We start from the raw sequence: 23,606 nt of genomic DNA, 5'->3' as shown, positions 1-23,606 counted from the left end.
TACGACGGAATGCTAAGCGTCCGATACGTCCAAATCCATTAATACCTACTTTAACTGTCATTTAAGATTTCCTCCTTATGAAAATCATAAAAAATTTATTTTAAAGGGTTACCCCTTTTAAAATCTCATTTGCCGCAGCCTCATCAGTAATGAGCCACGTTTGCTTTGGTGCATTTTTCATATACGCATGAATGGCTTTTGCTTTATCTTTACCACCTGCGATCGCAAATACGTAAGGAATATTTTGAATGTCTTTTAACTGCAATCCGATTCTAGGAATCTTATGAATAATTTCGCCTTTTTCATTAAAAAAGTAACCAAATGATTCTGCGACTGCATTATGTTGTTTGAGCATCAAAATTTCACTTTCAGACATTTTTCGTCGTGCCGCCATGTGAAGGGCACGTCCAATTCCATGAATGACGCAATTTGCTTGATTGATCAGATTCAACACTTCTTTAATAGAAGGTTCCTGCAACAAGGTTTCATACGCTAATGAACTCAACTGTTCTGGGACAAATAACGACCGGTATTCTCCTTGCGAGCGAATCGCCATGACTGCACTCACTGAGTTGGCTTGGACATTAACGGTTTCACCGATCCCACCTCGTGCTGGTACGAAGATATTATGTCGTTTTTCAGTTTCCAATTTGCCTATTTCTTCGGCAACAGTAGCCATTGTTGTACCACCCATTACAGCGATGATATTTTGACCATCTGGCAATCGAGTCAGCAAACTTTCATTTACCATCTCACCAAATGAACTGATAACTTTAGTTTGTTGATTTGAGTCTCCTTTGGCAATCAAACATTTCTCAATTCCTAGATACTTCGCTAGCTGTAATTCAACTTGCTTCGTTTCAAATAATTGATCCATGATCGTTCCCATTTCAAGATAAACCAAATCCCCTTTGTTTGTCAACATCATGCCACTTTTTGAACTTTCGACTAAACCAATCTGCTTTAAAAAATCGGTCTCTGTTCTAAGCACACGCTCTGTCAAACCAAGTTGTTCTGATAAATTTCTTCTTCCTACAGGTTGCATCCAATAAATCTGTTGAAGAATACGATACCGTTCTTGCAGTACGGTCAAAATATCAGGAATAATCCCCTCTAACAATTTTAATTCGTCTTGCATTTTTCTCGATCCTTCCATTGGACGTTTAATGTCCAACATAGACTTATTACGACCCATTAAGGTTAAAAAAAATATCAATGTAAGAATTTCAATGCTTCCTACAAAAAATATGATAGCACGATTTTTCTCCTCGTGCAACTTAAAACTCCCTTTCGAAGCGAAAAAAACAGCGTGTGCCCTAAAAAGGTAACACGCGCTTTAAGAAAAACGTTTTCGCTGTTTTGAAGTCGGAATCGCTAGTGCTTCACGATATTTTGTGACGGTTCGTCTTGAGATCGTAAAGCCAACTTTACTTAATAAATCTGCTAATTTCTGGTCAGATAATGGTTTGGTCTTGTCTTCATGAGTAATCATCTGTTTCAAATGTTCTTTTACTTGAGTTGTTGCAATCTCTTCTCCAGAGGCAGTCAAGACTCTGGTGGTGAAAAAATGTTTTAATTCATAGGTACCAAATGGAGTCGCGATGTATTTTTTATTAACCGCTCGGCTAATAGTCGATTCATGCAGCTCTAAGACTTCTGCAACTTCACGCATAGTTAAAGGATTTAAAGGATGAGCATCTTTTAAAAAGAAATCAGCTTGGCGTTGGATGATCAGCTCACCGATTCGTAAAATCGTTTGTTCCCGATGGTCTAACGTTTGCTTTAGCCAATCAAAGGTTTGGCGACTTTGTTTTAAAAATTGTGAAATTTCTTGGTTGTTCACCTGATTCAATTCTTCATAATAAGCCTGATTGAACTTTAAAGGAGGTTGCATCGAACGCAAGCTAGAAAGCGTCAATTCATTATTCTCAATTATCACTTCTAGATCTGGAATGATCATCAGTCCTTCTTCACGCTCAAAAGCTGCACCAGGTTTCGGCGTTAATGTTTGAACATAATCAAAAACTTGTTGAATCTCTTTGATGTCGCAAGGTATTGTTGTCGCAATTTCCTCCCACTTTCGTTCAACAAAGGACATAAAATAAGATTCTAAAATCAAGTAAGCCAGATTAGGTGCTTGACGATCTCTTTCTGTTTGCAGCATGAGACATTCTTGCAAATTTTGAGCACCGACCCCTGGTGGATCTAATTGTTGTAAAAGTGTCAATGCATCTAGCCATTCTACATAGGATTCTTGATGCTCTGTAGCGATTTGTGATAAAGAGGTAACCAACCAACCATTCGAATCGATATATTCTAATAATCGCAAGATACGTTTTCTTATTGGTGTATCACGGTAATTCAAATGGACTTGTCCTACTAAGAAATCAAACAAAGATTGTTTAGTATCCTGTAACTGACCGAAATTGACTTCATATGTATTAGCCGTGTGCGTTTGACTTAATCCTGAAAAATACCGATCGTTTAAAGCAATCAATGGGTTTTCTAGCGTTTTTTGGTTGATAAATTCAAACAATTCTTCGCTTGAATAATTCAATACTTGCAACGATTGTTGTAACTGTTGTGTAAGGGCTAACTTTTGGGTTTGTTTTTGTTGCTGTGATAACTGTTGCTCAAATTTCATCTAACTCCCCCTTGTTTTTTTAAAAATTTCCGGTATACTTAATGAGTATTTGCATCCTTAGTGTAGTGGATATCACGCAAGATTCCGGTTCTTGAGACAGGGGTTCGATTCCCTTAGGATGCGTTGGCATGTTCAAAATGAACATGCTTTTTTTATTGGCTAAATTAAAGCGCCACCATCTCTTGTTGTAGTATAGCATATCTAATCAAAAATATTCTGTACAAAAATAGATTAAATAAAACGTGCATGAAATCCTAAGATCTCATGCACGTTTTATTATTCTTCGTTCTCTTCGTATTCATCATCGAATTCGTCTTCTTCGTCATCATCGATAATCGTTAAGTCTTCTTCAATATTTTCTGGAACAACTTCTTCATCATCAGAGTTATCTGCGCCAATTTCTTGTAAGTCAGAATTGTATGCTGAGATTTCTTCATCATCTTCATCTTCATCTTCAAATAAATCGTCATCGTCTTCATCTTCAGATAGATCAGTATCTTCTGGATCATCATCGTTGTAGTCAATTGCATCTTCATCATCATTGATAAAGGCATTTACTTTTTTACGTTTACGTTTTCTTGGTGTATCTTCATCATCTTCATCTAAGCCATGATTGATCTCTTCATCGATTGAGTCGATTGCATACCAAGAGCGTAATCCCCAACGATTATCACCTAATGAAATAAAACTTCCATCAATATTCAAATCCGTATAAAATTGAGCCAAAGCATCACGAATTTCACCATCAGATTTTCCAAGGTAGGTTTGGATTTGATTGACTAAATCAGAAAAATCCATCACATCTCCACGTTGTTCTAAAATCGCATGCGCCACTTCAATCATGGACAATTCGCTTCTATCCAGGCCTTCAAATACATTAATTTCCAATCGGGACACGTCCTTTCACAGTCTACTCCTAATCATACAAAAATGTCGCCGAAAAAGCAATTTTTTCTTTCAAATTCTTAAAATTTATGCTGTGAAGGATAACTTCATCTGATACTCGCCGGCTTTTTGATCTGCTAAATATAGATCATATGTCAACGCAATCTCACCTGCAGTCGGACGATCTTTTAAGCTAACGTGCATATCGTGCGTAAAAGTACTAAAAAACATCATGCCATAAGGAGTTTTATAATGGCTTTCGACAGTTTGTTTATACTCGAATTTTAATCTTAAACGCATCTCACTTGCTCGTATTAGCTGTAAGCTACCATCTGGTAATAATTTGATCGTAACCGGAATTTGCCCTTCTTCGGTCTCTTCTTTATACCGAATGTATAGTGTATCTCCAATTTTAACAAGTTGTCCTGTCAAATCAAATACAAAATTTTGTGTTTCGCCTTCTTGTTGCACAATCGTTTCTAAATGGATCGCGATTGCTTGCCCTTGTTTTTCTACCACACTTTGACCTCCTTGTGTTTTCTGTTCACATTTTCAACGGTTTTACTCGATTTGTCAACGATTCTTCATTTTAATGGGAAGTTTTCGCAAAAAAAGCATGAAATCGTTTATAATATAATTAGGAAATTAGAGAAAGGATTTTTTTATGACTGTTTTTTTATTCGATCAGTTGCAGCTTACTGATCAAGAAGCATTATTACCATTTGTGTTTACCGATTGTTTATTAGACGCTTTACCAGCTGATGAACAAGTTTTACACTTTTGGCAACTTCAACAATCTTTTATTTTAGGAATGAAAGACACTAAAGTTCCAGAACTTCTAAGTGGCTTAACTCAATTACGAACGCAAAAATTCACACCGATCGTACGCAATTCTGGCGGTCTAGGTGTAGTGGCTGATCAAGGCGTGCTCAATCTATCTTATATTTTCAAAAAAAATGAAACTGTCCAATCGATCGATGATGCCTACGCACACTGCATGGCCTTCATCCAACAGGCTTTTCCTGAACTTAACATTGAAGCTTATGAAATTACTCAATCATACTGTCCTGGAACATTCGATCTGAGTGTCAAAGGCAAAAAAATTGCCGGAATGGCCCAAAGAAGAATCAAAGACAATATTGCGGTAATGGTGTATCTTAGTGTCAACGGTGATCAATTTGCGCGCGGGGCGATAGCTAAAGCCTTCTATACTGCTGCGAACATTATACCCGATTCTGGCTATCCGGATATTGAACCGACATGCATGACCACCTTAGCGTCGGTATTAGGGTACGAGATCAGTATCGCTGAAACCAAGGAACGATTGATGAATGCTTTTCAAGCAACTGATGATCCTAAAGTTCAACACGCATTAAAAGAAACATTGCCGAAAAACCCTTTATTTACAAAACGCTTGGCGAATATGATCGAACGAAACGAACAAATAAAGGAGGAATAAGTTTGGCCTATAAACAACAACTGCTCCCAATGGAAAAAGTCTTTCGTGATCCGGTACACAGTTATATTCATGTACAACATCAAGTCATTTTAGATCTGATCAATTCGCGAGAAGTGCAGCGGCTACGTCGAATCCATCAATTGGGAACTGCTTCATTTACCTTTCACGGCGCCGAACATACTCGCTTTTCTCATTCATTAGGCGTCTACGAAATCGCGCGTAATATTTGTGATCTTTTTGAACGAAACTACTCTATCGAAAAAATCGGTCCATCCGGTTGGGACGATCGAGAACGCTTAGTGACGCTTTGCGCAGCCTTATTGCACGATATCGGTCATGGTGCTTATTCTCACACGTTTGAATATTTATTTCAAACCGATCACGAGGTGCAAACTGTAGCGATCTTGACTTCTCCAGAAACTGAAGTCTATCAAATCTTAAATCGCGTTGAAGCAGGATTTCCAGAAAAAGTCGCTAGCGTCATTACGAAAGAATATCCTAATCCTCAAGTAGTCCAAATGATTTCTAGTCAAATCGATGCCGATCGTATGGATTATTTATTACGTGATGCCTATTATACTGGAACAGAATATGGAACATTTGATCTAAAGCGTATCTTACGTGTGATTCGTCCATATGAGCACGGAATCAGTTTTTCAATGAATGGCATGCATGCCGTTGAAGATTATATCGTCAGTCGCTATCAGATGTATGTCCAAGTGTACTTCCACCCCACGTCTCGCGGTATGGAAGTTGGGTTATCCCATTTATTAGCGCGTGCAAAAGAACTATTCCCAACTGACATCGCCTATTTTGAACGAAGTGCTCCACTTTTAGTTCCATTTTTAAACGAAACATATCAGTTAGAAGACTATTTGAAACTAGATGATGGCGTATTAAACACTTATTTTATCCATTGGTTAGAAAGTCGCGATCCTATTTTAAGTGATTTAGCTCGTCGTTTTTTAAATCGTAAACCTTTGAAATCGGTCACTTTTTCACCAGAGACTGATCAAACACGAATCACTAGTTTAGTCGAAGCAGTAGAAAAAGTCGGGTTTAACGCGACTTACTATACAGCAATCAATTCAAGTTTTGATTTGCCTTATGATCTTTACCGACCGAATGCAAAAAACTCACGTACACAAATCGAGCTACAAGAAAAAGATGGAACACTAATCGAATTATCCCATGTCAGTGCGCTAGTGGCAGCACTGGCAGGACAATCACAAGGAGATCATCGCTTTTATTTTCCGCGTGAGATGACCCATGAAGATCATTCAACTTCTTATGATCTCTTTTATGAAACGTATTTGCAATTTCGTGCACATATTGTCAACGGTGCACTTATTTAGAAAGGATGAGACTATGTCAATCAAATTAATCGCCATTGATATCGATGGTACTTTATTAAACGATCAACACCAAGTAACTGAGGAAGTAAAAGCAGCACTCAATGAAGCCCAAGCAAGAGGGATTAAAATCGTCTTGTGTACAGGTCGTCCGATCATCGGTGTATTGCCTTTGGTTGAAGAACTAGGATTAGACAAAGAAGATGATTTTGTGATCAGTTACAACGGCTCGAACATTCAAAATGCACACACCAAAGAAAAAATTTCGTTACATGGTTTAACTCACGAAGATTTTCTGGATATCGAAATGACCGCAAGACGACTAGATGTTCATCTGCATACTGAAACAGAAGAGCACATCTATACAGCAAACCGGGATATCAGCCCTTATACTGTTCACGAAGCATACTTGGTGCAAATGCCGATTCGCTATCGTACGCCTGAAGAAATGACTCCTGATCTATCGATTATCAAAATGATGATGATCGATGATCCCAAAAAGCTGGCACAAGTCGAACAAAACCTACCTGCATTTATGCATGAGCGCTTTACAGTAGTGAAAAGCACTCCTTTCTTTTTAGAAATCTTAAATAAAAAAGTTAATAAAGGAGCCGCTGTCCATCAGCTAGCGACTCACTTGCATTTAACTAGTGAAGAAGTTATGGCAATCGGCGATAATGAGAATGATTTAGAGATGATCAAATATGCTGGAACTGGTGTTGCTATGGGAAATGCTACTGAAAATGTTAAAAACCATGCAACCGTAGTCACAAAGACGAACAATGAACACGGTGTAGCCCATGCCATTTATACGTATGCTATCTAAAAAGAGGCTGTGACAGATTTCTGTCACAACCTCTTTTTTATGATTTCATCCACTTTTGAACAGCCCAGCGATGACTTCCACGTTTCAATAACAACATCGCCTCTTCTGGTGTTGTCCACAAAAGATTATTTGTCGTTTCTGTAGGTTCAGCGACTTTTTCAAATGCATCTACAACATAGAAATAACCTGGATGTTCATAGTACGTATCGCGATGACTAGAGTAAAAGTACTCGATCGCTTCACCAAGATATTCTCCGATTTCGACTTCAAATCCGACTTCTTCTAACATTTCTCTTGCGATCGTTTCGTGATGCGTTTCATTTTGTTCAATTTCTCCACCAGGTAAAAAATAAGCCCCATTTGGTGCCTGAACCAAAATGATTTCTTGTTTTGTTTCTCGCGAAATGACAACATATGCCCCTTTACGTTCTTTGTATACTTTATCTGCTTCTTTTTTTCCAAACACAGGTTGTTTATTCATTCACATTCGCTCCTTTTAAAAGAAGTGTAGCGTGTTTTTTCTTTTGACACAAGTCTAAACTAAACAAAGTAATGTATGATTTTTATATGTTATGTTATTATGTATTTATCAATGAAAAGAATGGAGGAATCTTTTTATGAAAATGGCACATACTTGTGTACGCGTAAAAGATTTAGAAGCATCATTAGCATTTTATACGGAAGCTTTCGGCTTTGAAGAAAGCCGTCGTCGTGATTTTCCAGATGCAAAATTCACGTTAGTTTACTTGACTTTACCTGGTGATGACTATGAGTTGGAATTAACCTATAATTATGATCATGAAGCTTATGATTTAGGAAATGGCTATGGTCATATTGCTATCGCTACTGAAGATGTTGCAGCTTTACATGATAAACATAAAGCAGCAGGATTTAATGTAACTGATCTTAAAGGATTACCAGGAACACCCCCATCTTACTATTTTGTAGTAGATCCAGATGGCTATAAAATCGAAGTTGTTCGTACAAAATAATCAACATATCGAGTTGACGCTAAAAAGCGTCAACTTTTTTTAAGGAGTCTTTATGATACGTAAAATCGGAATTGCTGGAAATGAGCGTAAAGCCATCAATCCAGAAGATCAAAATGAATATACTTTTTCTTATACCCCAAAAGAATTTGTCGAAGGTGTCACTAATGCAGGTGGTCTACCTATTATCTTACCTTTAGGAAAACCTGAACAAGCAAAAGCCTATATCGAATTAATCGATGTGCTCCTCCTTGCTGGTGGCCAAGATGTCGATCCAAGTTTATATAATCAGGAACCACACGAAAAACTTGGCGAGCTATTTAAAGAACGTGATGCGTTTGAACTTGCCTTGATCAAAGAAGCTGTTCGTCAAAAAAAACCGATCGCTGGTGTTTGTCGTGGGATGCAATTGTTAAATATCGCATTTGGCGGAACCATGATTCAAGATCTATCACTTGAACCTACTTTGACGTTAGCACATGTGCAATCACCTGTTCCATTGAGTGAAACGACACATGATATCACAATTGAACCAAATAGCTATTTAGCAGAGTTTTTACCAAAAACAGTTGCAGTGAACTCGTATCATCATCAGGCTATAAGTCAAATCGCACCCGATTTTAAAGTAACTGCGCGTGCCACAGATGGTGCGGTAGAAGCAATTGAAGGTGTGATCGAAGACTCTTGTATTTTAGGAGTACAATGGCATCCTGAACAAGGTTTTAAAACCAGTCCCACGGATCAACAGTTTTTTACCTATCTAGTAGAAACATTCAAATAAAAAAATACACCACAGATTATTCCTGTGGTGTATTTTTGTGCAATGCTTGATACGTATTTTCTGCTACTTTACGAGGTAGTCCTTTAGCTTGTAATTCTTCAATTGTTGCTGCTTCGATTTTCTTCAGTGATTTAAATTCTTTCAATAACTCTTGCTTACGCTTTGGACCTAAGCCACTGATTCCATCTAGTTTTGACGCAAAGCTATTTTTACTGCGCAACTGACGATGAAACGTAATCGCAAAACGATGGACTTCATCTTGAATCCGCTGCAATAAAAAGAACTCCGCAGAATTTCGCGCCAAATCAATCGTATCTAAGTTTGGACCAAATAATAATTCACTGGTTTTATGTTGATCGTTTTTAGCTAATCCTGCGATTGGAATATCGATTCCTAATTGGTTTTCCAAAACATCACGTGCCACATCGACTTGCCCTTTCCCTCCATCGATGATGATCAGATCTGGAAATGGCAATTGGTCTTTGATAACACGAGAATAACGACGATAGATCACTTCACGCATCGATGCATAATCATCGGGACCTTTCACTGTTTTGATCTTATATTTACGGTATTCTTTTTTTAATGGCTTCCCATCTACAAATACGACCATTGCAGAAACTGGGTCAGTTCCCATGATATTTGAGTTATCAAATGCCTCAATCCGAATCGGTGTTGGAATATTCATTGCTTGACCTAATTTTTCGATTGCTCCGATCGTACGTTCATTTTTACGTTGGATCAGCTCAAATTTTTCAGTTAACGAAACCCGTGCATTTTTATTGGCTAGTTCGACTAATTTTTTCTTTTCACCACGCTTAGGCTGTGTAATTCGTGTGTCAACGATCGCTTCGACACTCATTTGATCGATCGTATCGGGAATCAGTACTTCACGTGGAATAAAATGGTGATTTTCTTGATAAAATTGACCGATGAACGTCAAAAAATCTTCTTCTGCTTCATTATAAAATGGAAACATCGAAACATCTCGTTCAATAACTTTTCCTTGGCGCACGAAAAAGACCTGTACACACATCCAACCATTTTCAATCCCATACCCAAATACATCTCGATCCAATAGATCCGTTTGCGTCATTTTTTGTTTGGTCATAATCGTATCGATCGCTTGGATTTGATCACGGTATTCACTTGCTTGTTCAAATTCCATTTTTTCTGCCGCTTGGTGCATTTTCTGTTCCAATTCTTTTTGGATCGAAGTGTGTCCTCCATTTAAAAACCTTCTGATTTCTGCTGTCATTTGCGTATAAGTATCTTTAGGGACATCAAAAACACAAGGTGCCAAACATTGACCCATATGGTAATACAAGCAAACTTCTTTTGGTAACACTTTACATTTTCGCAATGGAAATAAACGATCCAATAGCTTTTTGGTCTCATTTGCAGCCCGTACATCAGGATATGGTCCAAAATAAGATGCTTTATCCTTCATTACTTTTCTGGTAATCAGTAGTCTTGGATAGCGTTCATTGGTCACTTTGATAAATGGATACGATTTATCATCTTTTAACATAATATTGTATTTTGGATCATTTTGTTGAATCAGATTGATTTCTAATACCAATGCTTCAATATCCGATTCGGTAATGATGTATTCAAAATCCTCGATTTCACTTACCAATCGTTCCGTTTTCGTATTATGGCTTCCCGTAAAATAAGAACGGACTCGATTTTTTAAGATTTTGGCTTTTCCAACATAAATAATCGTTCCATTTTTATCTTTCATCAAATAACATCCAGGTTGATCGGGAAGCAAGGCGAGTTTATGTTGAATCCGTTCGTTCATCGACTTCTTCCTTTCCAAATTCGACAAAAAAAGATACCGATTGATTCATCAGTATCTTTTATGCTTATTGATGTGCTGCAATGACTGCTTCTAATTGATCTTTAGTGTGAACACCAACAAGTTTTTCAACGACTTGACCGTCTTTTTTAAGTAGGAGTGTTGGAATACTCATGATCCCAAATGATGATGGTGTTTCTGGATTTTCATCTACATCCATCTTCACGATTTTTAGTGTATCTTCATCGTATTCAGCTGATAATTGATCTAAAATCGGTGCTTGCATACGGCAAGGACCACACCAAGTTGCCCAAAAATCAATCAAAACTAATCCTTTATCTGTTTCTTGTGCAAATGTTGCATCTGTAATATTGTTTGCCATGTAAATTACCCCCATCAAGTTTATATACCTATTATAACACCGCTTTTTTTTTTCTAACACTAACTTGCTTAGTGTTATTTGAAGATGACGATGGTTGCACCATTTCCACCTTGATTATTTGGTGCAAAGCCAAAACTTTTTACACTACGATGATTTTGTAAATAATTTACGATTCCTTGGCGTAATGCTCCTGTACCTTTACCGTGAACGATCGTCACTTGCGGATAATTGGCTAAGATAGCCGCATCAAGATACTGATCGACTTCATTCAAAGCTTCTTCATAGCGTTTTCCTCTTAAGTCGAGTTGAGGTGAAACGTGTGCTTGTTGACTATTTTGTACCGTATGAACAGTGCGTGGTTTCGCACTTTTTTCTTGTTGCAAGACTTCGATATCTTCTTCATCGATCGTCATCTTCAAGATTCCCATTTGCACTTGCCATTGACCTTTGCCTAACGATTTGATCAATTCACCGCGTTGTCCATAAGACGTTACTTTGACTTCATCGCCTACTTTTAATGTTTTAGCAGCTTTTGCTTTTTTTAATACTTTATTTTTCTGTAACACTTCGGCGTGTTGCAGTTGATTCATCTGCGTTTTCGCATCGATCAATTGATGTTCTTTGATAACTTGATTTTTCCCTTCTAGTTGCATCTTGCGCAACTGACGGATCAGTTTGTCCGATTCTTCTTGAGCTTCTTTTACGATTCGATTGGCTTCTTTTTTCGCTTCTTCAATTTGAGCGTCACGTTCTGCATAAAAATAAGCTGTAGCATCGGCCAGTTCTTTTTTCAAACGATCTGCTTCTTTAACCTCATCACGCAATTGAGTATACTCGATTTCCGCCATTTTGCGTCGTTCTTCTAGATCAGCAATCATCTCATTTAGATCTTGACTCTCTCCATCTAGGATTTGATGGGCTTGGTCAATAATCTCATTTGGTAACCCTAAGCGTTTTGAAATCTCAAACGCGTTACTTCGACCAGGTACGCCGATCAATAAACGATACGTCGGACTGAGTGTGTCGACGTCAAATTCCATCGACGCATTGATTGTTTGCGCACGATTATAGCCGTAAACTTTTAATTCTGGATAGTGTGTCGTCGCCATTACATACGCATTTTTTGCACCAATCGCATCCAAAATCGAAATCGCTAAAGCTGCTCCTTCTTGAGGATCGGTTCCTGCTCCCAATTCATCAAATAATACTAAGCTGTGTTCATCTACTTGATCAATGATGGATACGATATTGGTCATATGTGAAGAAAATGTCGACAAGCTTTGTTCGATCGACTGCTCATCACCGATATCTGCAAAGATCTGTTCAAAAATCCCCATTTGACTTTCAGCAGCTACAGGTAGTGCTAAACCAGATTGTCCCATCAGTTGCAATAATCCCAATGTTTTTAGTGTGATCGTTTTCCCACCGGTATTTGGCCCTGTGATCACGACAGCTTGATAGTCTTTACCAATCAAAATATCATTAGGTACGACTTGGGTTTGGTCGATCAAAGGATGACGCGCACTTAAAAATGCGACTTCGTTTGCTTGACTGATCGTTGGAATAGTCGCTTTCAATTGTTTTGCGTACTGCGCTTTAGCATTCATAAAATCAAATTGACCTAATACGTAAGCATTGTGATGGATCTCTTTTTGATACGGAACCAATTCTGCAGATAATTCCGCAAGAATCCGTAAGATTTCATTTTTCTCAGCCAACTGCGCTTGTCGTAATTTATTGTTTAGTGAGACGATTTGTTTTGGTTCCACAAATAGCGTTTGACCAGAAGCACTTTGATCATGAACGACTCCACCAAAAACACCTCGGTACTCTTGTTTGACTGGAATCACGTAACGTTCATTTCGAATCGTCACGATCGCATCACTTAGATATTTTGTATTATTTCCACGGATCAAGCCATCTAAAGTCTCACGAATCACTTTTTCATTGCGGCGAATCGTTTGTCTAGTTTGGCGTAATTCTTCCGAGGCATCATCGGTCACACGTCCATCATCTTCAATGGCTATTTTGAGGCGCTTGGTTAATTCAGGTAATACGACCAGTTCATGATGAAACGCATATGCTCGTTCTAATTCGATCTCTAGTTCCATCAGTTCTTCGAAAAAGCGCGTCACTTCACTAGTCGTACTTAACACACGTGTCACTTGAGCTAGTTCTACACCATTTAGATCCGCACCAATTTGAATACGTTTTAAATGTGGATCGATATTTTCTAATTTGGAGATCGGGATCCCGCCACGTAAGCGTTGAAGCGTTAACGCGTCGCTAGTCTCTGCTAAGCGTTGGGCAATCTTTTTTTGATTAGTCAGCGGAAATAGCTTGGCTAATGTTTTTTTTCCTTGATCTGTAACCAAGTAAGAAACCAATTGTTTTTTTACTTGATCGAATTCTAACACGTCTAATATACGTGAATTCATATGTTCACCTTCTATAGTTAAATTGCGATTATATAAAAAAGCAGTCGTTTATCAACGTCCTGCCTTTTCAATTGGTCCATTTTATATAATATTGGTAATCAATAATTGATAAAACCATTTCGAGAGTATCGGAGTATGTTTTACAATGCCATATCCTAGTTCACCTTTTGCAAACCATTGTTGGATAAACGCTAACGGTACAAATGAGAGAATGTATAATAAACCAAAGAACAAGACATAGATCATCAGTACGTTGAGTATGCCAGAGACGATCCAGTCATAGCGGTTTAATAATGTAAATTCGCGCAATTTCAAAAAGAAAATGGCAATAAATTTTGTAATCAGCCAACCGAAAAACAAAAGACCGAAAAAGGCGACGGCTGCATAGTAGGCGTGCCCCAGTTCAAATCCTTGTTCCATAGAATAAAAAGCAAACGATGAATCAGGAGTGACTGACATATACGGTACGTACAGTTCAATATGTTTTCCAAGGTCCTTATATTTGCTTAAGGCAATCATAAAGGAAATACTAAAGCCTACTAAGTGAATCAGTTGTAACGCAACGCCTCGTCTAGCACCATTGTAAAATGAAAATAGACAAATTAATAAAAAAAGTACTCCTAACATCAGTTATCCTTTCTATCATCCCTGAGAAGATTTTTCTTTGATTGAGCGTTTACGCTCTTCATTTAAAATGCTTTGTGCCTCTAAATGATTTTGAATGACGGGATCTTTTTTACCATTCTTTTCTAACACTTGACGTGCTTCTTGTTCGATCGCTTCGATTCGTTTTAAACGATTTTCTAGTTCCACTGCTTTAATAGCAGTCTGTTTTAACTCTTCTACTTGATTCGTTAGACGCAAGATTTTTTCTTGTTTAGTCAATTGATCGGATACCGCATTGATCGCCATCAAAATTGCCGCTTGCTCTTTATCTAATTGTGGCGATAAACGATGCAATTCGGTTAATTGTTCATTGACTATTGATGTAACTAAATCCATGTGTTTGGTACTTTGTGTCCCAATGATCGTATAGGATTGATGATCAATGACCGCTTTATAACGCTTTTTTTGAATCGCCATTTTGTTAACTTCCTCCTAAAGTACCCAAAAAAAAGGATACCATTCTACAACTGTTATCTATTATAATAGATAAAGGAGTTTTTTTACAGTAATATTTCCTAATAATTAAGAAACGAGTGATCCTTTTGGAAACGATAGTCTTAAAATTAACCCCGTCTGAAATCACAGCTTTAATCGACTATTATCAGGCCAGCAAAACAACGACAAAAGCACAATATGTGACGTTTAGTGCAAAATACAATCACACCACCATCACAGTATATACTTCTAACAAAGTCATGTTTCAAGGCCAACATGCACAAATTGAAGCCAAGCGTTGGAAGTCTGAACTACCTGAAAAAAAAGCCAAAAAAACCAATACCACATCCACTGCTACGCTGCCTAAAAATCTTGCGACGCTCCCATTGATCGGCAGTGATGAAGTTGGAAACGGAAGCTACTTTGGCCCCTTAGTCGTATGCGCAACTTTTGTTGGACCTGAACAGTTTGACACATTGAAACAATGGGGAGTAAAAGATTCTAAGCTATTAACGGATGCACAAATTTTAGCGCTCGCACCAAAATTAAAAGCATTTCTTTTGCACCAAGAACTTGTAGTATTACCAGAAAAATACAATCAAATCCAACCCAAATACAATGCTGTACGAATGAAAGTCGCCTTGCATAACCAAGCGATCGCTTTATTAGAAAACAAAGTGCCCGAAGCTAAAGGAGCATTGATCGATCAATTTACTCCAGAACAAACCTATCGTAAGTATCTTGCTTCAGAAAAAAAACAAGCTAATCTCCCATTGTATTTTGTAACAAAAGGTGAACAATATCACCTTGCTGTAGCCAGTGCTTCGATTATTTGCCGTGCGACATTTTTAACAACACTAGCAGAATTATCGACACAAGCAAACATTACTTTGCCTTCTGGTGCTGGAAAAGCATCAGATGATGTCGCAGCTAGGATTATAAAAACAAAAGGGATCGATGCACTCAGATATTTCGCTAAATTACATTTCGCAAATACACAAAAAGCCATACAGCAAGCACAAAACAAAAAGTAGAGAACGAATTCTCTACTTTTTGTTTGTTTCTAAATCAGTTTCACGAACAAGATAAACTGGACGTCGTTTGACTTCTAAGTAGATTTTTCCAATATATTGTCCTAAAATCCCCATGAAAAATAATTGAATACCACCTAAAAATAAAATGATCGAGACCATTGAAGGCCATCCGGAAGTTGGGTCGCCAAAAATCAACGTACGAATGACAATTCCAATCATCATAACGATCGCGATAATACACGAAATCACACCACCGATTGCAGACAATTGCAATGGAAAATTCGAAAAATTAATGATTCCCTCAAATGAATAGCTTAACAATTGCCAAAATGACCATGAAGTACTCCCTGCCACTCGTTCTTGGTTCTCATAAGCTAAATACGTTGTTTTAAAGCCTACCCAGCTAAAAATTCCTTTTGAAAAACGATTGTATTCAGACATTTCTAAAATCGCATTGATCATTTGACGTGTCATCAAACGAAAATCACGTGCACCATCGACCATTTCAGTCTGCGAGATCTTATTGATAATCTTATAAAAACTTTTAGCAAAAAAACTTCTCAATGCTGGTTCGCCTTCACGATCTGCTCGTCTAGTACCGACACAGTCGTAGCCTTCTGTTGTAATCAAACGATACATTTCTGGTAATAAAGATGGTGGATCTTGTAAGTCTGCATCCATCAATGTGACCAAATCGCCTGTTGAAGCTTGAAGACCTGCATAAATCGCAGCTTCTTTACCAAAATTACGTGAAAAATCGATATAGTGGACCCTAGCTGGATCAAGCTGATGTAATCTTTTCAATTCTTTTAATGTTTGATCAGAAGAACCATCATTTACAAAAATATATTCAGGTTCGATCGGCATCTGATTTACGACCTCTTCAACCGCTTCATAAAATAATGGCAAACTCTCTTGCTCATTATAACACGGAACTACAATTGATAATTTCATTCGTCGAATCCTTTCTCATTCATTCAATTTACTAAACTAGTGCTATCATATCATCTTTTCAAAGTTTCTAGTAGTTCCATTGTCTTTCTTTTAGACAATTTTGACAGCTTTCTTAAAATATGGCATGCTTTTCATGAAAAAGGAGTGGACAATATGAAAAAAATCGCAATTATCGGTGGCGGAATCATCGGTGCGGTGACAGCTTATTATTTAACGAAAGCCAACTATGCAGTAGAAGTATATGATGAAGGTATCGGACAAGCGACAAAAGCTAGTGCCGGAATTATTGCGCCTTGGCTTTCAAAAAGACGCAACAAAAAATGGTATTCTTTAGCGAAAGATGGTGCTGCTTTTTATGCAAAATTCGTGCACGATTTAGCACTAGATGAAACGATCTATCATCAAACTGGGGCTTTATTGGTGCGCCCAAAAGACAAACTCGAATCACTCGCTGAACTTGCACAAACAAGGCGGAAAGAAGCGCCAGAAATCGGAGATATCACCTTACTTGATCCAACGCGCGTTTCAACTATTTTTCCGCTCCTAAATGCACAAGCGGCTTTAATGATCTCAGGTGGCGCCAAATTAAATGGACACGCTCTATTGATTCATCTTTACCGTCAGATTGAAGCCAATGGTGGAAAGATCATTCAGCAAAAAGCTCACTTTAAAAAAAATACTACTGGCTATCAGGTGATGACCGATACAACGACGTCTACGGTCGAGTTGATTTGTTTAACTAGTGGACCTAGAGTCAAAGAATTATTAGCACCTTTAGAGTATCACGTAGATATTCGCCCGCAAAAAGGGCAATTGATTGTCTTTGAAACGGATTTAGCAACTAAACATCTTCCTGTAGCATTATTGGACGGTGAAGCGGATTTGATTCCTTTGGCAAATGGAAAAATCTTACTGGGGGCGACTCATGAAAATGATGCGAAGTACGATCTTACGCCAACGAGCGAGGCTTTTACAAACTTGACACAATCGATTGCTCGTTTTTTAAGCTCTCCTGAAGGTCTGTTTAACACCCCGTATCGCTATCAAGTCGGCACACGTGCATACACATCAGATTTTGCACCATTTTTCGATCAGCTTCCTCATGAAGAAATCTTTGTAGCTAGTGGCCTTGGCTCTTCTGGTCTAACGACAGGACCATTGATCGGCTACTTACTGGCTCAAAAAATTCAGGGGCAATCACTTGATTTGACTCGATATCAAAAACCACTAGATACCTATATCACTAAAAGCTAGAAAATCCTTTTAGCCTATTCATAGAGTGTGACAGCAGTCGTTCCTTCTTAAATAAGCCGCATCATTACAGAAAATAGTTGAATCTATTATCTGTAATGATGTGGCTTGTTTTTTTAGAGCTGCCCACTTTTGTCACAATCTCATTTTAATAGGGAATATTTGCTTGTAGTAAAGTTCGATCTAGAATCAAAATTTTTCGTTCGACACTTTTGATAATGTGCTCTTGTCGTAACTTTTGCATCATTCGATTGACACTACTAGCAGAAGTGATCCCACAAAAACGTGCGATTTCCTCATTCGTCACTTCAAAATCAATTAATGTCCCTTCAGGAGTTTGAACGCCAAATTGTTCGCACAACTCTTCTAACTCTGCACAAATCGCGCCAAATTTACCATTCATCAACATCTGTTGCATTTTTTTCATAGTATACATCAAATAGACCCGATAGTATTCTTTGACATATTGTTGTAGTGCTAGATCTTGATTGACATCACGCCAAAATTGTTCACGCTCAATCTTATACAACGTTGCCTCAGCTGATTCGACACGAATATTAAACGGTGCTTCCACTAAAGGTGAATACTCATCTTTAAATAAAGAAACGATTTCCATGTCATTGATGTATTTTAAATTAAACTCCCTACCCTCTTTTGAAATCATACTTGTTTTCACGATGCCTTCTTTTAAGATGTAGACATAGCGATCCTTGATCCCTTCGTAAGTAAGGTAGTGTTTTTTCTTTTTTTGAACAAGTAAAAATTCATGTTGCTTCAAATAGTCTTCTAAAACTGCCTTTTTCACTCTTTTTCCCCCTAAAATCTTTACTGAGTGTTTTTGCTACTCCTAGTTAACAAGAGTTTGACTAAAAAAACAATACCATTTGTTACTGTTTTTTGGTAGTGATCTTATTCAATAGATTCGATCATACACAAAATCGCATGTTTGTTTCTGAAAATTTCATTATAGTAAACACATTCCAAAATATAAACAAAGGATGGATGATGATGGAAGAAAGTAGTTCACATTTATTTAATAAGGGATTTATGTTGATCACCCTAATTAATTTTATTGTCTTTTTGATTTACTACTGTTTTGTAGTAATTACGGCTCAATTTGCCAGCCAAGAATTAAATGCTTCAAGCGCACAAGCGGGATTGGCTACGGGTATCTTTATTATCGGGACACTAGTCGCGCGACTTTATATCGGAAAAACGCTCGAATTAACTGGTCGTAAATTGATTTTACGGCTAGGCGCTTTGCTTTATGTGCTTACCACGATTGGCTATTTATTCTCGTCAACTGTCTTGTTACTTGATGGGGTACGGTTTCTAAACGGATTTGCTTATGGTATGGTATCCACTGCTGCAAATGCGATCGTGACAAGCTATATTCCTGAGAGTAAACATGGTGAAGGCATCAATTATTATGGATTGAGTACAAGTTTAGCCGCTGCTGTTGGGCCGTTTATTGGCATGCTCTTACTGCCGCTTTTTGGTTTTCGTTTTATTATTTGGGTGGCCATTTTATTATCGCTTCTCACGTTGATTTTATGCTTTACCTTCCCCGTAAAAAATATCACGTTATCGCCAAAAGAAAAAGCTGCGCTCACCGGTTGGACTTGGGATCGGTTGATTGAAAAAAAAGTATTGTTTATCTCAACGATCGCCTTTTTTATCGGTTTAGCTTATTCTAGTGTCTTAACGTTTTTATCTACTTATGCAACAGAATTGAATTTAATTTCCGCTAGTGCTTTTTTCTTTGTCGTATATGCGCTAGCCGTAACGTTTACTCGTCCGATGACTGGCCGATTGTTTGATGCTAAAGGTGTCGATTCTGTGATGTATCCTAGTTTTATTTTCTTGACGCTAGGATTAGGTTTATTAGCTTTTACGACAACTAGTTGGATGCTTTTAGTGTCTGGTGCGTGTATTGGTTTGGGATATGGTACTTTTATGTCTAATGGTCAAGCTGTCTGTTTGAAATCAGTCGACTTATCAAAAATCGGAATCGCACTTTCTACTTACTTCATTGGACTTGATCTAGGCTTAGGCGTTGGCCCTTACATTTTAGGGATATTGCATTCGGTGTTGTCTTATCAAGGGTTATATTTATTATGTGCCTTGATTCCCGTTATTATCGCTATCATTTATCGTTTGTTTTATCATCCTGTATTTCAAGAAAGAAAGGAAACTGTCTTATGAACCAAAATGAAGAAATGATGCTATTATTGACTACACTTACACATGAGATCCATGCATTACATGAAGAGATCCATCAAATCAGAACGATCAATGCAAATTTGCAAAAAGAGCACACCCTAGTCGATCACGAACTACGATCGATCAAATTGGCTATTTTAAATGATAATATTATGGGATAGAGCAATGGATATTCGTTGCTTTATCTAAAAGAAAGCGCTATAGTAATAAAAAAGAAGATTGGAGTGTTTTGCATGACAGATTATGAGAAAAAAGAAGATCACGTACTTGACCATATCGCAAATGCGGTATTGAAATTGGAAGATGAATTGACCAAATTGGATTCGTTAGAAGAAGACGATGCCAAGAAACACGAAATCAAAAAATGGTACGCTGAAAAGAAAGCCTTACATGAAATCAAGAAAATTCTTCATGAAGCTGGAAAATACGACAAATATGAAGAAAAAGAATTGGAACATTTAGATAAATATTTAGATAAATTAGACTAAAAAAGACGGTGACAGAAGTAACCCTAAAAAATAAGCCACATCATCCCGATAGTAGGTTCACCTATTTCGGTAATGATGCGGCTTATTTTTTAGACCACTTTTTATTAGCTTATATGACAGTTTGCTGTTATATCATTTTTTAACAAAACGTTTTTTTAGTGTCATCGTCAAAATAAATACAAATGCACTAAAACATAACACAGTCGACACAGCAAAAGTCACGTGCATGCCATTGACAAATGCACCTTTATCACTGGTCAAACTAGCAATCGGCTTGTTTGCAAAAGCATGGACAGCTAGTGTTAAAATCGTCGTAGACAATCCGACACCTAATACCATTCCTAGGTTTCTTGAAAGTGCATTTAATGCACCTGCGATTCCTAAGAACCGTTTTTCGACAGCATTCATAATAATCGTATTATTTGGAGCTTGAAATAATGAATTTCCAGTTGACGATAAAATAATAGATGGAATAATGACACTTAATGGACTAGTGACTTGCCAAAATAGATAGGTCACTTGGCCACAAGTCAATAATGCCAATCCAATAATCGTCAGCACACGTTTATTAAAACGATCTGCCAAATATCCTGCCACTGGGGCTAAGATTACTTGGACAATTGGAAATACCATCATGATCAACCCTGCTTGACTGGTCGAAAATCCTTTGATCTCTTGTAAGTAAAATGGCATGATCATCGTGAAAAAAAAGGCACAGATAAATACGAATAGAGCGCTTAATAGACTTTCATCGAATAATTCATTTTTGAATAAAGAGAGTTCAACTAAAGGATTTGATACTTGCTTTTCCCAATAATAAAACGCAATAAAGCAGATGATCGTCCCGATAAACAAACAGCCACTCAACATAACCGCACTTGTTAATAATTGGATTCCCGCATAAAAGGTCAAGATCAACCCAGCTAATAGTCCCATCCCAATATAATCCAAACGTTGTTTTTGACGGTGTGTGCTGCGTGGTAAAATACGATAGCCAAAAGCTATCCCAATCAAGCCAATCGGCACATTAATCAAAAAAATCGCATTCCAATTCCATTGACTCAACAACAGTCCGCCTAAACCAGGTCCTGTGATCGCACCTAACGAGACAAAAGCGGCTAAGATCCCTAACGCTCGACCACGCTGTTGTTTTGGAAACGTTTCGGTAATGATCCCGTTACTATTGCTCATGATCATTCCTGAACCTAATGCTTGTAAGATACGTGAGGCAACGAGCATCAGTAGGTTTTGGCTCAGTCCACAGCAAAGTGAACCTACAATAAAAATAATCCCCCCTACTTTATACACAGTAGTCTTTCCTAGCATGTCTCCAAGTTTACCGAAAATCAGTAACGTACAACAAATCGTCAGCAAATAACTTGATACCACCCACTCACTTTGAGTTAATGGAATTGAAAGTTCTCGACTAATCGTAGGCAAGGCAATATTGACAATACTTGAATCTAAAGTTGACATAAAAATAAATACGCAAATCGTCAGTAAAATCCAGATATTTTGTTTTAATTCTTTCACAACTTTCGCTCCTTTTCCTATCCATCTTATTATGACGGATAAAAAGATGAATCGCAAAAGAATTTTAGTGATGTGACAATAGTTTTAGTTATGTGCTTTTTCTAATTTCAAGATCACTTCTTCGCTTAAAAAGGTTTCGATCGGTTGATTTTCTTGTAAGGCTTTTGAAACGAGTTCGCTTGCTTTTTGATACCCAATCAATGGTGTCAAACGTGTAGCTAAGCTCACGCCTTGCTCGACTTGTTGCTGACAATGCGTTTCATTTACGATAATCCCTTCCACACACTTTGTTTGAAATACATGACAAACTTGAGTCAAGCTCTTTAGCGAAAGAAATAAATGATGAAATAAAATGGGCTCAAATGGATTCAATTCCAATTCACCAGATTGCGCAGCTAATGTAATCGTCAGATCACTGCCCATAACTTGAAATGCCACTTGTTGGACGACTTCAGGAATGACGGGATTCACTTTTCCAGGCATGATCGAAGAACCTGCTTGACGTTTCGGTAGCTGAATCTCACCTAAGCCACTACGCGGACCGCTAGCCATTAAACGAAGATCATGTGCAATCTTTGATAAGGCTACGGCTAAAGCTTTTAAACTACTTGAGATCTGCACGAATTGATCAATGTGTTGCGTTGCATCGACTAAGTGATCAGCCGGATAGACTGTAAATGGCAACAAGTGATTAAGTTCTTCATAAACAGCTTGTTGATAAATCGGACTAGCATTCACACCCGTACCAATCGCAGTTCCTCCTAAGTTTAGACGTGTGATTTCTTTTCGACTAGCGTATAACCGTTTTTGACAACGTAGTAAACTCGTCGCAAATGCTGAAAATGTTGTCCCAAAAGTCGTAGGCACAGCATCTTGTAACTGAGTACGCCCCATTTTTTGAGCGGTCGCGTATTCTTGTGATTTTTTATGAAATGCTTCGATCAGCGTTTCTAAAACCGTATCTAATTCCATCATGTATAAATAAACTGCGATTTTCCCAGAGCTTGGATAAACATCATTCGTTGATTGGCTACGGTTGACATCATCTAGTGGATCAAGAAATTGATATTCTCCCTTATGATGACCTAAATATTCCAAGCCACGATTTGCTAAGACCTCATTGATATACATATTTGTAGACGTTCCCGCCCCACCTTGGATGGCATCAAGTTTGCAATCTAATAGAATCGTATGGTCCAATAAATCGCACGCAGCTTGTTTGATCGCTGTCACTTTTTTAGGATCAATCACCTCTGCTCGACCATTCGCACTCGCTGCTGCAGATTTGATCAAAATCATGGCCTGTAGCATTTTAGAATCGACTGTCGATGAACTGATTGTAAAATTTTCTTTTGCACGATACGTATGGATCCCCTCGTAAGAATCTTCATGGAGCAACACTTGTCCTAAACTATCTTCTTCAATACGCATCATCTTTTTTCCCCCTCGCTATTTATATGATAAA

General features: G+C 37.8%; 24 protein-coding genes and 1 tRNA gene. 11 read left to right on the top strand and 14 right to left on the bottom strand.

All coding sequences use genetic code 11. From position 1 onward, the window contains the following. Nucleotides 1–100 precede the first annotated feature (100 nt). Nucleotides 101–1,195 carry a sugar-binding transcriptional regulator gene (locus QZ413_RS05015; protein WP_297077148.1) on the bottom strand — a complete coding sequence of 365 codons (1,095 nt, stop codon included), beginning with the start codon at nt 1,193–1,195 and terminating at the stop codon, nt 101–103. A gap of 141 nt (nt 1,196–1,336) precedes the next feature. Further along, a complete protein-coding gene (gene rpoN, locus QZ413_RS05010; RefSeq protein WP_297077144.1) occupies nt 1,337–2,644 on the bottom strand; it encodes an RNA polymerase factor sigma-54 in 1,308 nt (435 codons plus the stop codon). 51 nt (nt 2,645–2,695) lie between these two features. Between rpoN and QZ413_RS05005 the strand changes: the two genes are divergently transcribed. Further along, nucleotides 2,696–2,767 (top strand) — tRNA-Arg (locus QZ413_RS05005). A 153-nt stretch (nt 2,768–2,920) separates the two neighbouring features. On the opposite strand, the gene rpoE is transcribed toward QZ413_RS05005, so the two are convergent. Further along, nucleotides 2,921–3,532, bottom strand: a complete 612-nt coding sequence (gene rpoE / locus QZ413_RS05000) for a DNA-directed RNA polymerase subunit delta (protein WP_297077142.1) — start codon at nt 3,530–3,532, stop codon at nt 2,921–2,923. 84 nt (nt 3,533–3,616) lie between these two features. Further along, nucleotides 3,617–4,048: a DUF1934 domain-containing protein gene (locus tag QZ413_RS04995; RefSeq protein WP_297077139.1), complete on the bottom strand. Its 432-nt coding sequence runs from the start codon at nt 4,046–4,048 to the stop codon at nt 3,617–3,619. 145 nt (nt 4,049–4,193) lie between these two features. Between QZ413_RS04995 and QZ413_RS04990 the strand changes: the two genes are divergently transcribed. From QZ413_RS04990 to yidA, 3 genes are read left to right on the top strand one after another with little or no spacing between them, the layout of a single operon-like run. Next, entirely contained in the window at nt 4,194–4,988 is a 795-nt protein-coding gene (locus QZ413_RS04990) for a lipoate--protein ligase family protein (RefSeq protein ID WP_297077137.1), read from the top strand. Continuing rightward, on the top strand, nt 4,985–6,343 hold the full coding sequence (locus QZ413_RS04985) for an HD domain-containing protein (protein WP_297077147.1): 1,359 nt from the start codon (nt 4,985–4,987) through the stop codon (nt 6,341–6,343). The genes QZ413_RS04990 and QZ413_RS04985 overlap by 4 nt, the downstream gene beginning before the upstream one ends. Nucleotides 6,344–6,356: 13 nt before the next feature. Continuing rightward, nucleotides 6,357–7,166, top strand: a complete 810-nt coding sequence (gene yidA / locus QZ413_RS04980; protein WP_297077135.1) for a sugar-phosphatase — start codon at nt 6,357–6,359, stop codon at nt 7,164–7,166. A gap of 37 nt (nt 7,167–7,203) precedes the next feature. Here yidA and QZ413_RS04975 read toward each other — a convergent pair whose 3' ends face one another. Next, the gene (locus QZ413_RS04975; RefSeq protein WP_297077133.1) at nt 7,204–7,647 is read right to left on the bottom strand and encodes an NUDIX hydrolase; all 444 of its coding nucleotides are present in this window, start codon (nt 7,645–7,647) and stop codon (nt 7,204–7,206) included. Between the two features lie 136 nt (nt 7,648–7,783). Here QZ413_RS04975 and QZ413_RS04970 point away from each other — a divergent pair, with 136 nt between their 5' ends. Next, entirely contained in the window at nt 7,784–8,158 is a 375-nt protein-coding gene (locus QZ413_RS04970) for a VOC family protein (protein WP_297077132.1), read from the top strand. A 52-nt stretch (nt 8,159–8,210) separates the two neighbouring features. Beyond that, nucleotides 8,211–8,936 (top strand): gamma-glutamyl-gamma-aminobutyrate hydrolase family protein, encoded by a 726-nt coding sequence (locus QZ413_RS04965; protein WP_297077130.1) that lies wholly within the window; start codon nt 8,211–8,213, stop codon nt 8,934–8,936. A 16-nt stretch (nt 8,937–8,952) separates the two neighbouring features. Here the strand turns inward: QZ413_RS04965 and uvrC are convergent, their stop codons facing one another. From uvrC to zapA, 5 genes are all read right to left on the bottom strand, one after another. After that, on the bottom strand, nt 8,953–10,740 hold the full coding sequence (gene uvrC / locus QZ413_RS04960) for an excinuclease ABC subunit UvrC (RefSeq protein ID WP_297077128.1): 1,788 nt from the start codon (nt 10,738–10,740) through the stop codon (nt 8,953–8,955). A gap of 64 nt (nt 10,741–10,804) precedes the next feature. Beyond that, nucleotides 10,805–11,119 carry a thioredoxin gene (trxA, locus tag QZ413_RS04955; RefSeq protein ID WP_297077126.1) on the bottom strand — a complete coding sequence of 105 codons (315 nt, stop codon included), beginning with the start codon at nt 11,117–11,119 and terminating at the stop codon, nt 10,805–10,807. 74 nt (nt 11,120–11,193) lie between these two features. Continuing rightward, entirely contained in the window at nt 11,194–13,557 is a 2,364-nt protein-coding gene (locus QZ413_RS04950) for an endonuclease MutS2 (protein ID WP_297077125.1), read from the bottom strand. An 81-nt stretch (nt 13,558–13,638) separates the two neighbouring features. After that, nucleotides 13,639–14,184, bottom strand: coding sequence for a CvpA family protein (locus tag QZ413_RS04945; protein ID WP_297077123.1), 546 nt, complete (start codon nt 14,182–14,184; stop codon nt 13,639–13,641). 15 nt (nt 14,185–14,199) lie between these two features. Next, nucleotides 14,200–14,640, bottom strand: coding sequence for a cell division protein ZapA (zapA, locus tag QZ413_RS04940; protein ID WP_297077122.1), 441 nt, complete (start codon nt 14,638–14,640; stop codon nt 14,200–14,202). 125 nt (nt 14,641–14,765) lie between these two features. Between zapA and rnhC the strand changes: the two genes are divergently transcribed. Beyond that, the gene (rnhC, locus tag QZ413_RS04935) at nt 14,766–15,692 is read left to right on the top strand and encodes a ribonuclease HIII (protein WP_297077120.1); all 927 of its coding nucleotides are present in this window, start codon (nt 14,766–14,768) and stop codon (nt 15,690–15,692) included. 12 nt (nt 15,693–15,704) lie between these two features. Here rnhC and QZ413_RS04930 read toward each other — a convergent pair whose 3' ends face one another. Continuing rightward, complete coding sequence (locus tag QZ413_RS04930) at nt 15,705–16,646, bottom strand: glycosyltransferase family 2 protein (RefSeq protein ID WP_297077118.1); 942 nt, start codon at nt 16,644–16,646, stop codon at nt 15,705–15,707. 153 nt (nt 16,647–16,799) lie between these two features. Between QZ413_RS04930 and QZ413_RS04925 the strand changes: the two genes are divergently transcribed. Beyond that, on the top strand, nt 16,800–17,900 hold the full coding sequence (locus QZ413_RS04925) for an FAD-dependent oxidoreductase (RefSeq protein WP_297077116.1): 1,101 nt from the start codon (nt 16,800–16,802) through the stop codon (nt 17,898–17,900). A 145-nt stretch (nt 17,901–18,045) separates the two neighbouring features. On the opposite strand, the gene QZ413_RS04920 is transcribed toward QZ413_RS04925, so the two are convergent. Next, nucleotides 18,046–18,702, bottom strand: a complete 657-nt coding sequence (locus tag QZ413_RS04920; RefSeq protein ID WP_297077114.1) for a Crp/Fnr family transcriptional regulator — start codon at nt 18,700–18,702, stop codon at nt 18,046–18,048. Nucleotides 18,703–18,905: 203 nt separating this feature from the next. Here QZ413_RS04920 and QZ413_RS04915 point away from each other — a divergent pair, with 203 nt between their 5' ends. The 3 genes from QZ413_RS04915 to QZ413_RS04905 all read left to right on the top strand — a co-directional run bounded on the left by QZ413_RS04915 (nt 18,906) and on the right by QZ413_RS04905 (nt 20,608). Further along, nucleotides 18,906–20,102, top strand: coding sequence for an MFS transporter (locus QZ413_RS04915; protein WP_297077112.1), 1,197 nt, complete (start codon nt 18,906–18,908; stop codon nt 20,100–20,102). Continuing rightward, entirely contained in the window at nt 20,099–20,281 is a 183-nt protein-coding gene (locus tag QZ413_RS04910) for a hypothetical protein (RefSeq protein ID WP_297077110.1), read from the top strand. Before QZ413_RS04915 ends, QZ413_RS04910 begins: the two co-directional genes overlap by 4 nt. A gap of 72 nt (nt 20,282–20,353) precedes the next feature. Beyond that, nucleotides 20,354–20,608 carry a hypothetical protein gene (locus QZ413_RS04905; RefSeq protein ID WP_297077109.1) on the top strand — a complete coding sequence of 85 codons (255 nt, stop codon included), beginning with the start codon at nt 20,354–20,356 and terminating at the stop codon, nt 20,606–20,608. Between the two features lie 132 nt (nt 20,609–20,740). Here the strand turns inward: QZ413_RS04905 and QZ413_RS04900 are convergent, their stop codons facing one another. Continuing rightward, nucleotides 20,741–22,141, bottom strand: a complete 1,401-nt coding sequence (locus QZ413_RS04900; RefSeq protein WP_297077107.1) for an MFS transporter — start codon at nt 22,139–22,141, stop codon at nt 20,741–20,743. Nucleotides 22,142–22,225: 84 nt separating this feature from the next. Then, nucleotides 22,226–23,575: an aspartate ammonia-lyase gene (locus QZ413_RS04895; RefSeq protein ID WP_297077104.1), complete on the bottom strand. Its 1,350-nt coding sequence runs from the start codon at nt 23,573–23,575 to the stop codon at nt 22,226–22,228. Between the last annotated feature and the right edge of the window lie 31 nt (nt 23,576–23,606).

The sequence above is a fragment of the uncultured Enterococcus sp. genome (genome assembly GCF_913775425.1).
Classification (GTDB): domain Bacteria; phylum Bacillota; class Bacilli; order Lactobacillales; family Enterococcaceae; genus Enterococcus_G.
The sequence above is the reverse complement of the archived record's forward strand: the minus strand, read 5'-3'. Positions and strand labels throughout refer to the sequence as shown.

Bases quoted from the DNA above. Each gene is read 5' to 3' on its own strand.
- QZ413_RS04990 (WP_297077137.1), top strand. From the start codon at position 4,194: ATGACTGTTTTTTTATTCGATCAGTTGCAGCTTACTGATCAAGAAGCA.
- QZ413_RS04970 (WP_297077132.1), top strand. From the start codon at position 7,784: ATGAAAATGGCACATACTTGTGTACGCGTAAAAGATTTAGAAGCATCA.
- QZ413_RS04925 (WP_297077116.1), top strand. From the start codon at position 16,800: ATGAAAAAAATCGCAATTATCGGTGGCGGAATCATCGGTGCGGTGACA.
- uvrC (WP_297077128.1), bottom strand. From the start codon at position 10,740: ATGAACGAACGGATTCAACATAAACTCGCCTTGCTTCCCGATCAACCT.
- trxA (WP_297077126.1), bottom strand. From the start codon at position 11,119: ATGGCAAACAATATTACAGATGCAACATTTGCACAAGAAACAGATAAA.
- QZ413_RS04915 (WP_297077112.1), top strand. From the start codon at position 18,906: ATGGAAGAAAGTAGTTCACATTTATTTAATAAGGGATTTATGTTGATC.
- rpoN (WP_297077144.1), bottom strand. From the start codon at position 2,644: ATGAAATTTGAGCAACAGTTATCACAGCAACAAAAACAAACCCAAAAG.
- QZ413_RS04975 (WP_297077133.1), bottom strand. From the start codon at position 7,647: ATGAATAAACAACCTGTGTTTGGAAAAAAAGAAGCAGATAAAGTATAC.
- QZ413_RS04945 (WP_297077123.1), bottom strand. From the start codon at position 14,184: ATGTTAGGAGTACTTTTTTTATTAATTTGTCTATTTTCATTTTACAAT.
- QZ413_RS04930 (WP_297077118.1), bottom strand. From the start codon at position 16,646: ATGAAATTATCAATTGTAGTTCCGTGTTATAATGAGCAAGAGAGTTTG.
- QZ413_RS04965 (WP_297077130.1), top strand. From the start codon at position 8,211: ATGATACGTAAAATCGGAATTGCTGGAAATGAGCGTAAAGCCATCAAT.
- yidA (WP_297077135.1), top strand. From the start codon at position 6,357: ATGTCAATCAAATTAATCGCCATTGATATCGATGGTACTTTATTAAAC.
- QZ413_RS04895 (WP_297077104.1), bottom strand. From the start codon at position 23,575: ATGATGCGTATTGAAGAAGATAGTTTAGGACAAGTGTTGCTCCATGAA.
- QZ413_RS05015 (WP_297077148.1), bottom strand. From the start codon at position 1,195: ATGGGTCGTAATAAGTCTATGTTGGACATTAAACGTCCAATGGAAGGA.
- QZ413_RS04905 (WP_297077109.1), top strand. From the start codon at position 20,354: ATGACAGATTATGAGAAAAAAGAAGATCACGTACTTGACCATATCGCA.
- QZ413_RS04910 (WP_297077110.1), top strand. From the start codon at position 20,099: ATGAACCAAAATGAAGAAATGATGCTATTATTGACTACACTTACACAT.
- QZ413_RS04950 (WP_297077125.1), bottom strand. From the start codon at position 13,557: ATGAATTCACGTATATTAGACGTGTTAGAATTCGATCAAGTAAAAAAA.
- zapA (WP_297077122.1), bottom strand. From the start codon at position 14,640: ATGGCGATTCAAAAAAAGCGTTATAAAGCGGTCATTGATCATCAATCC.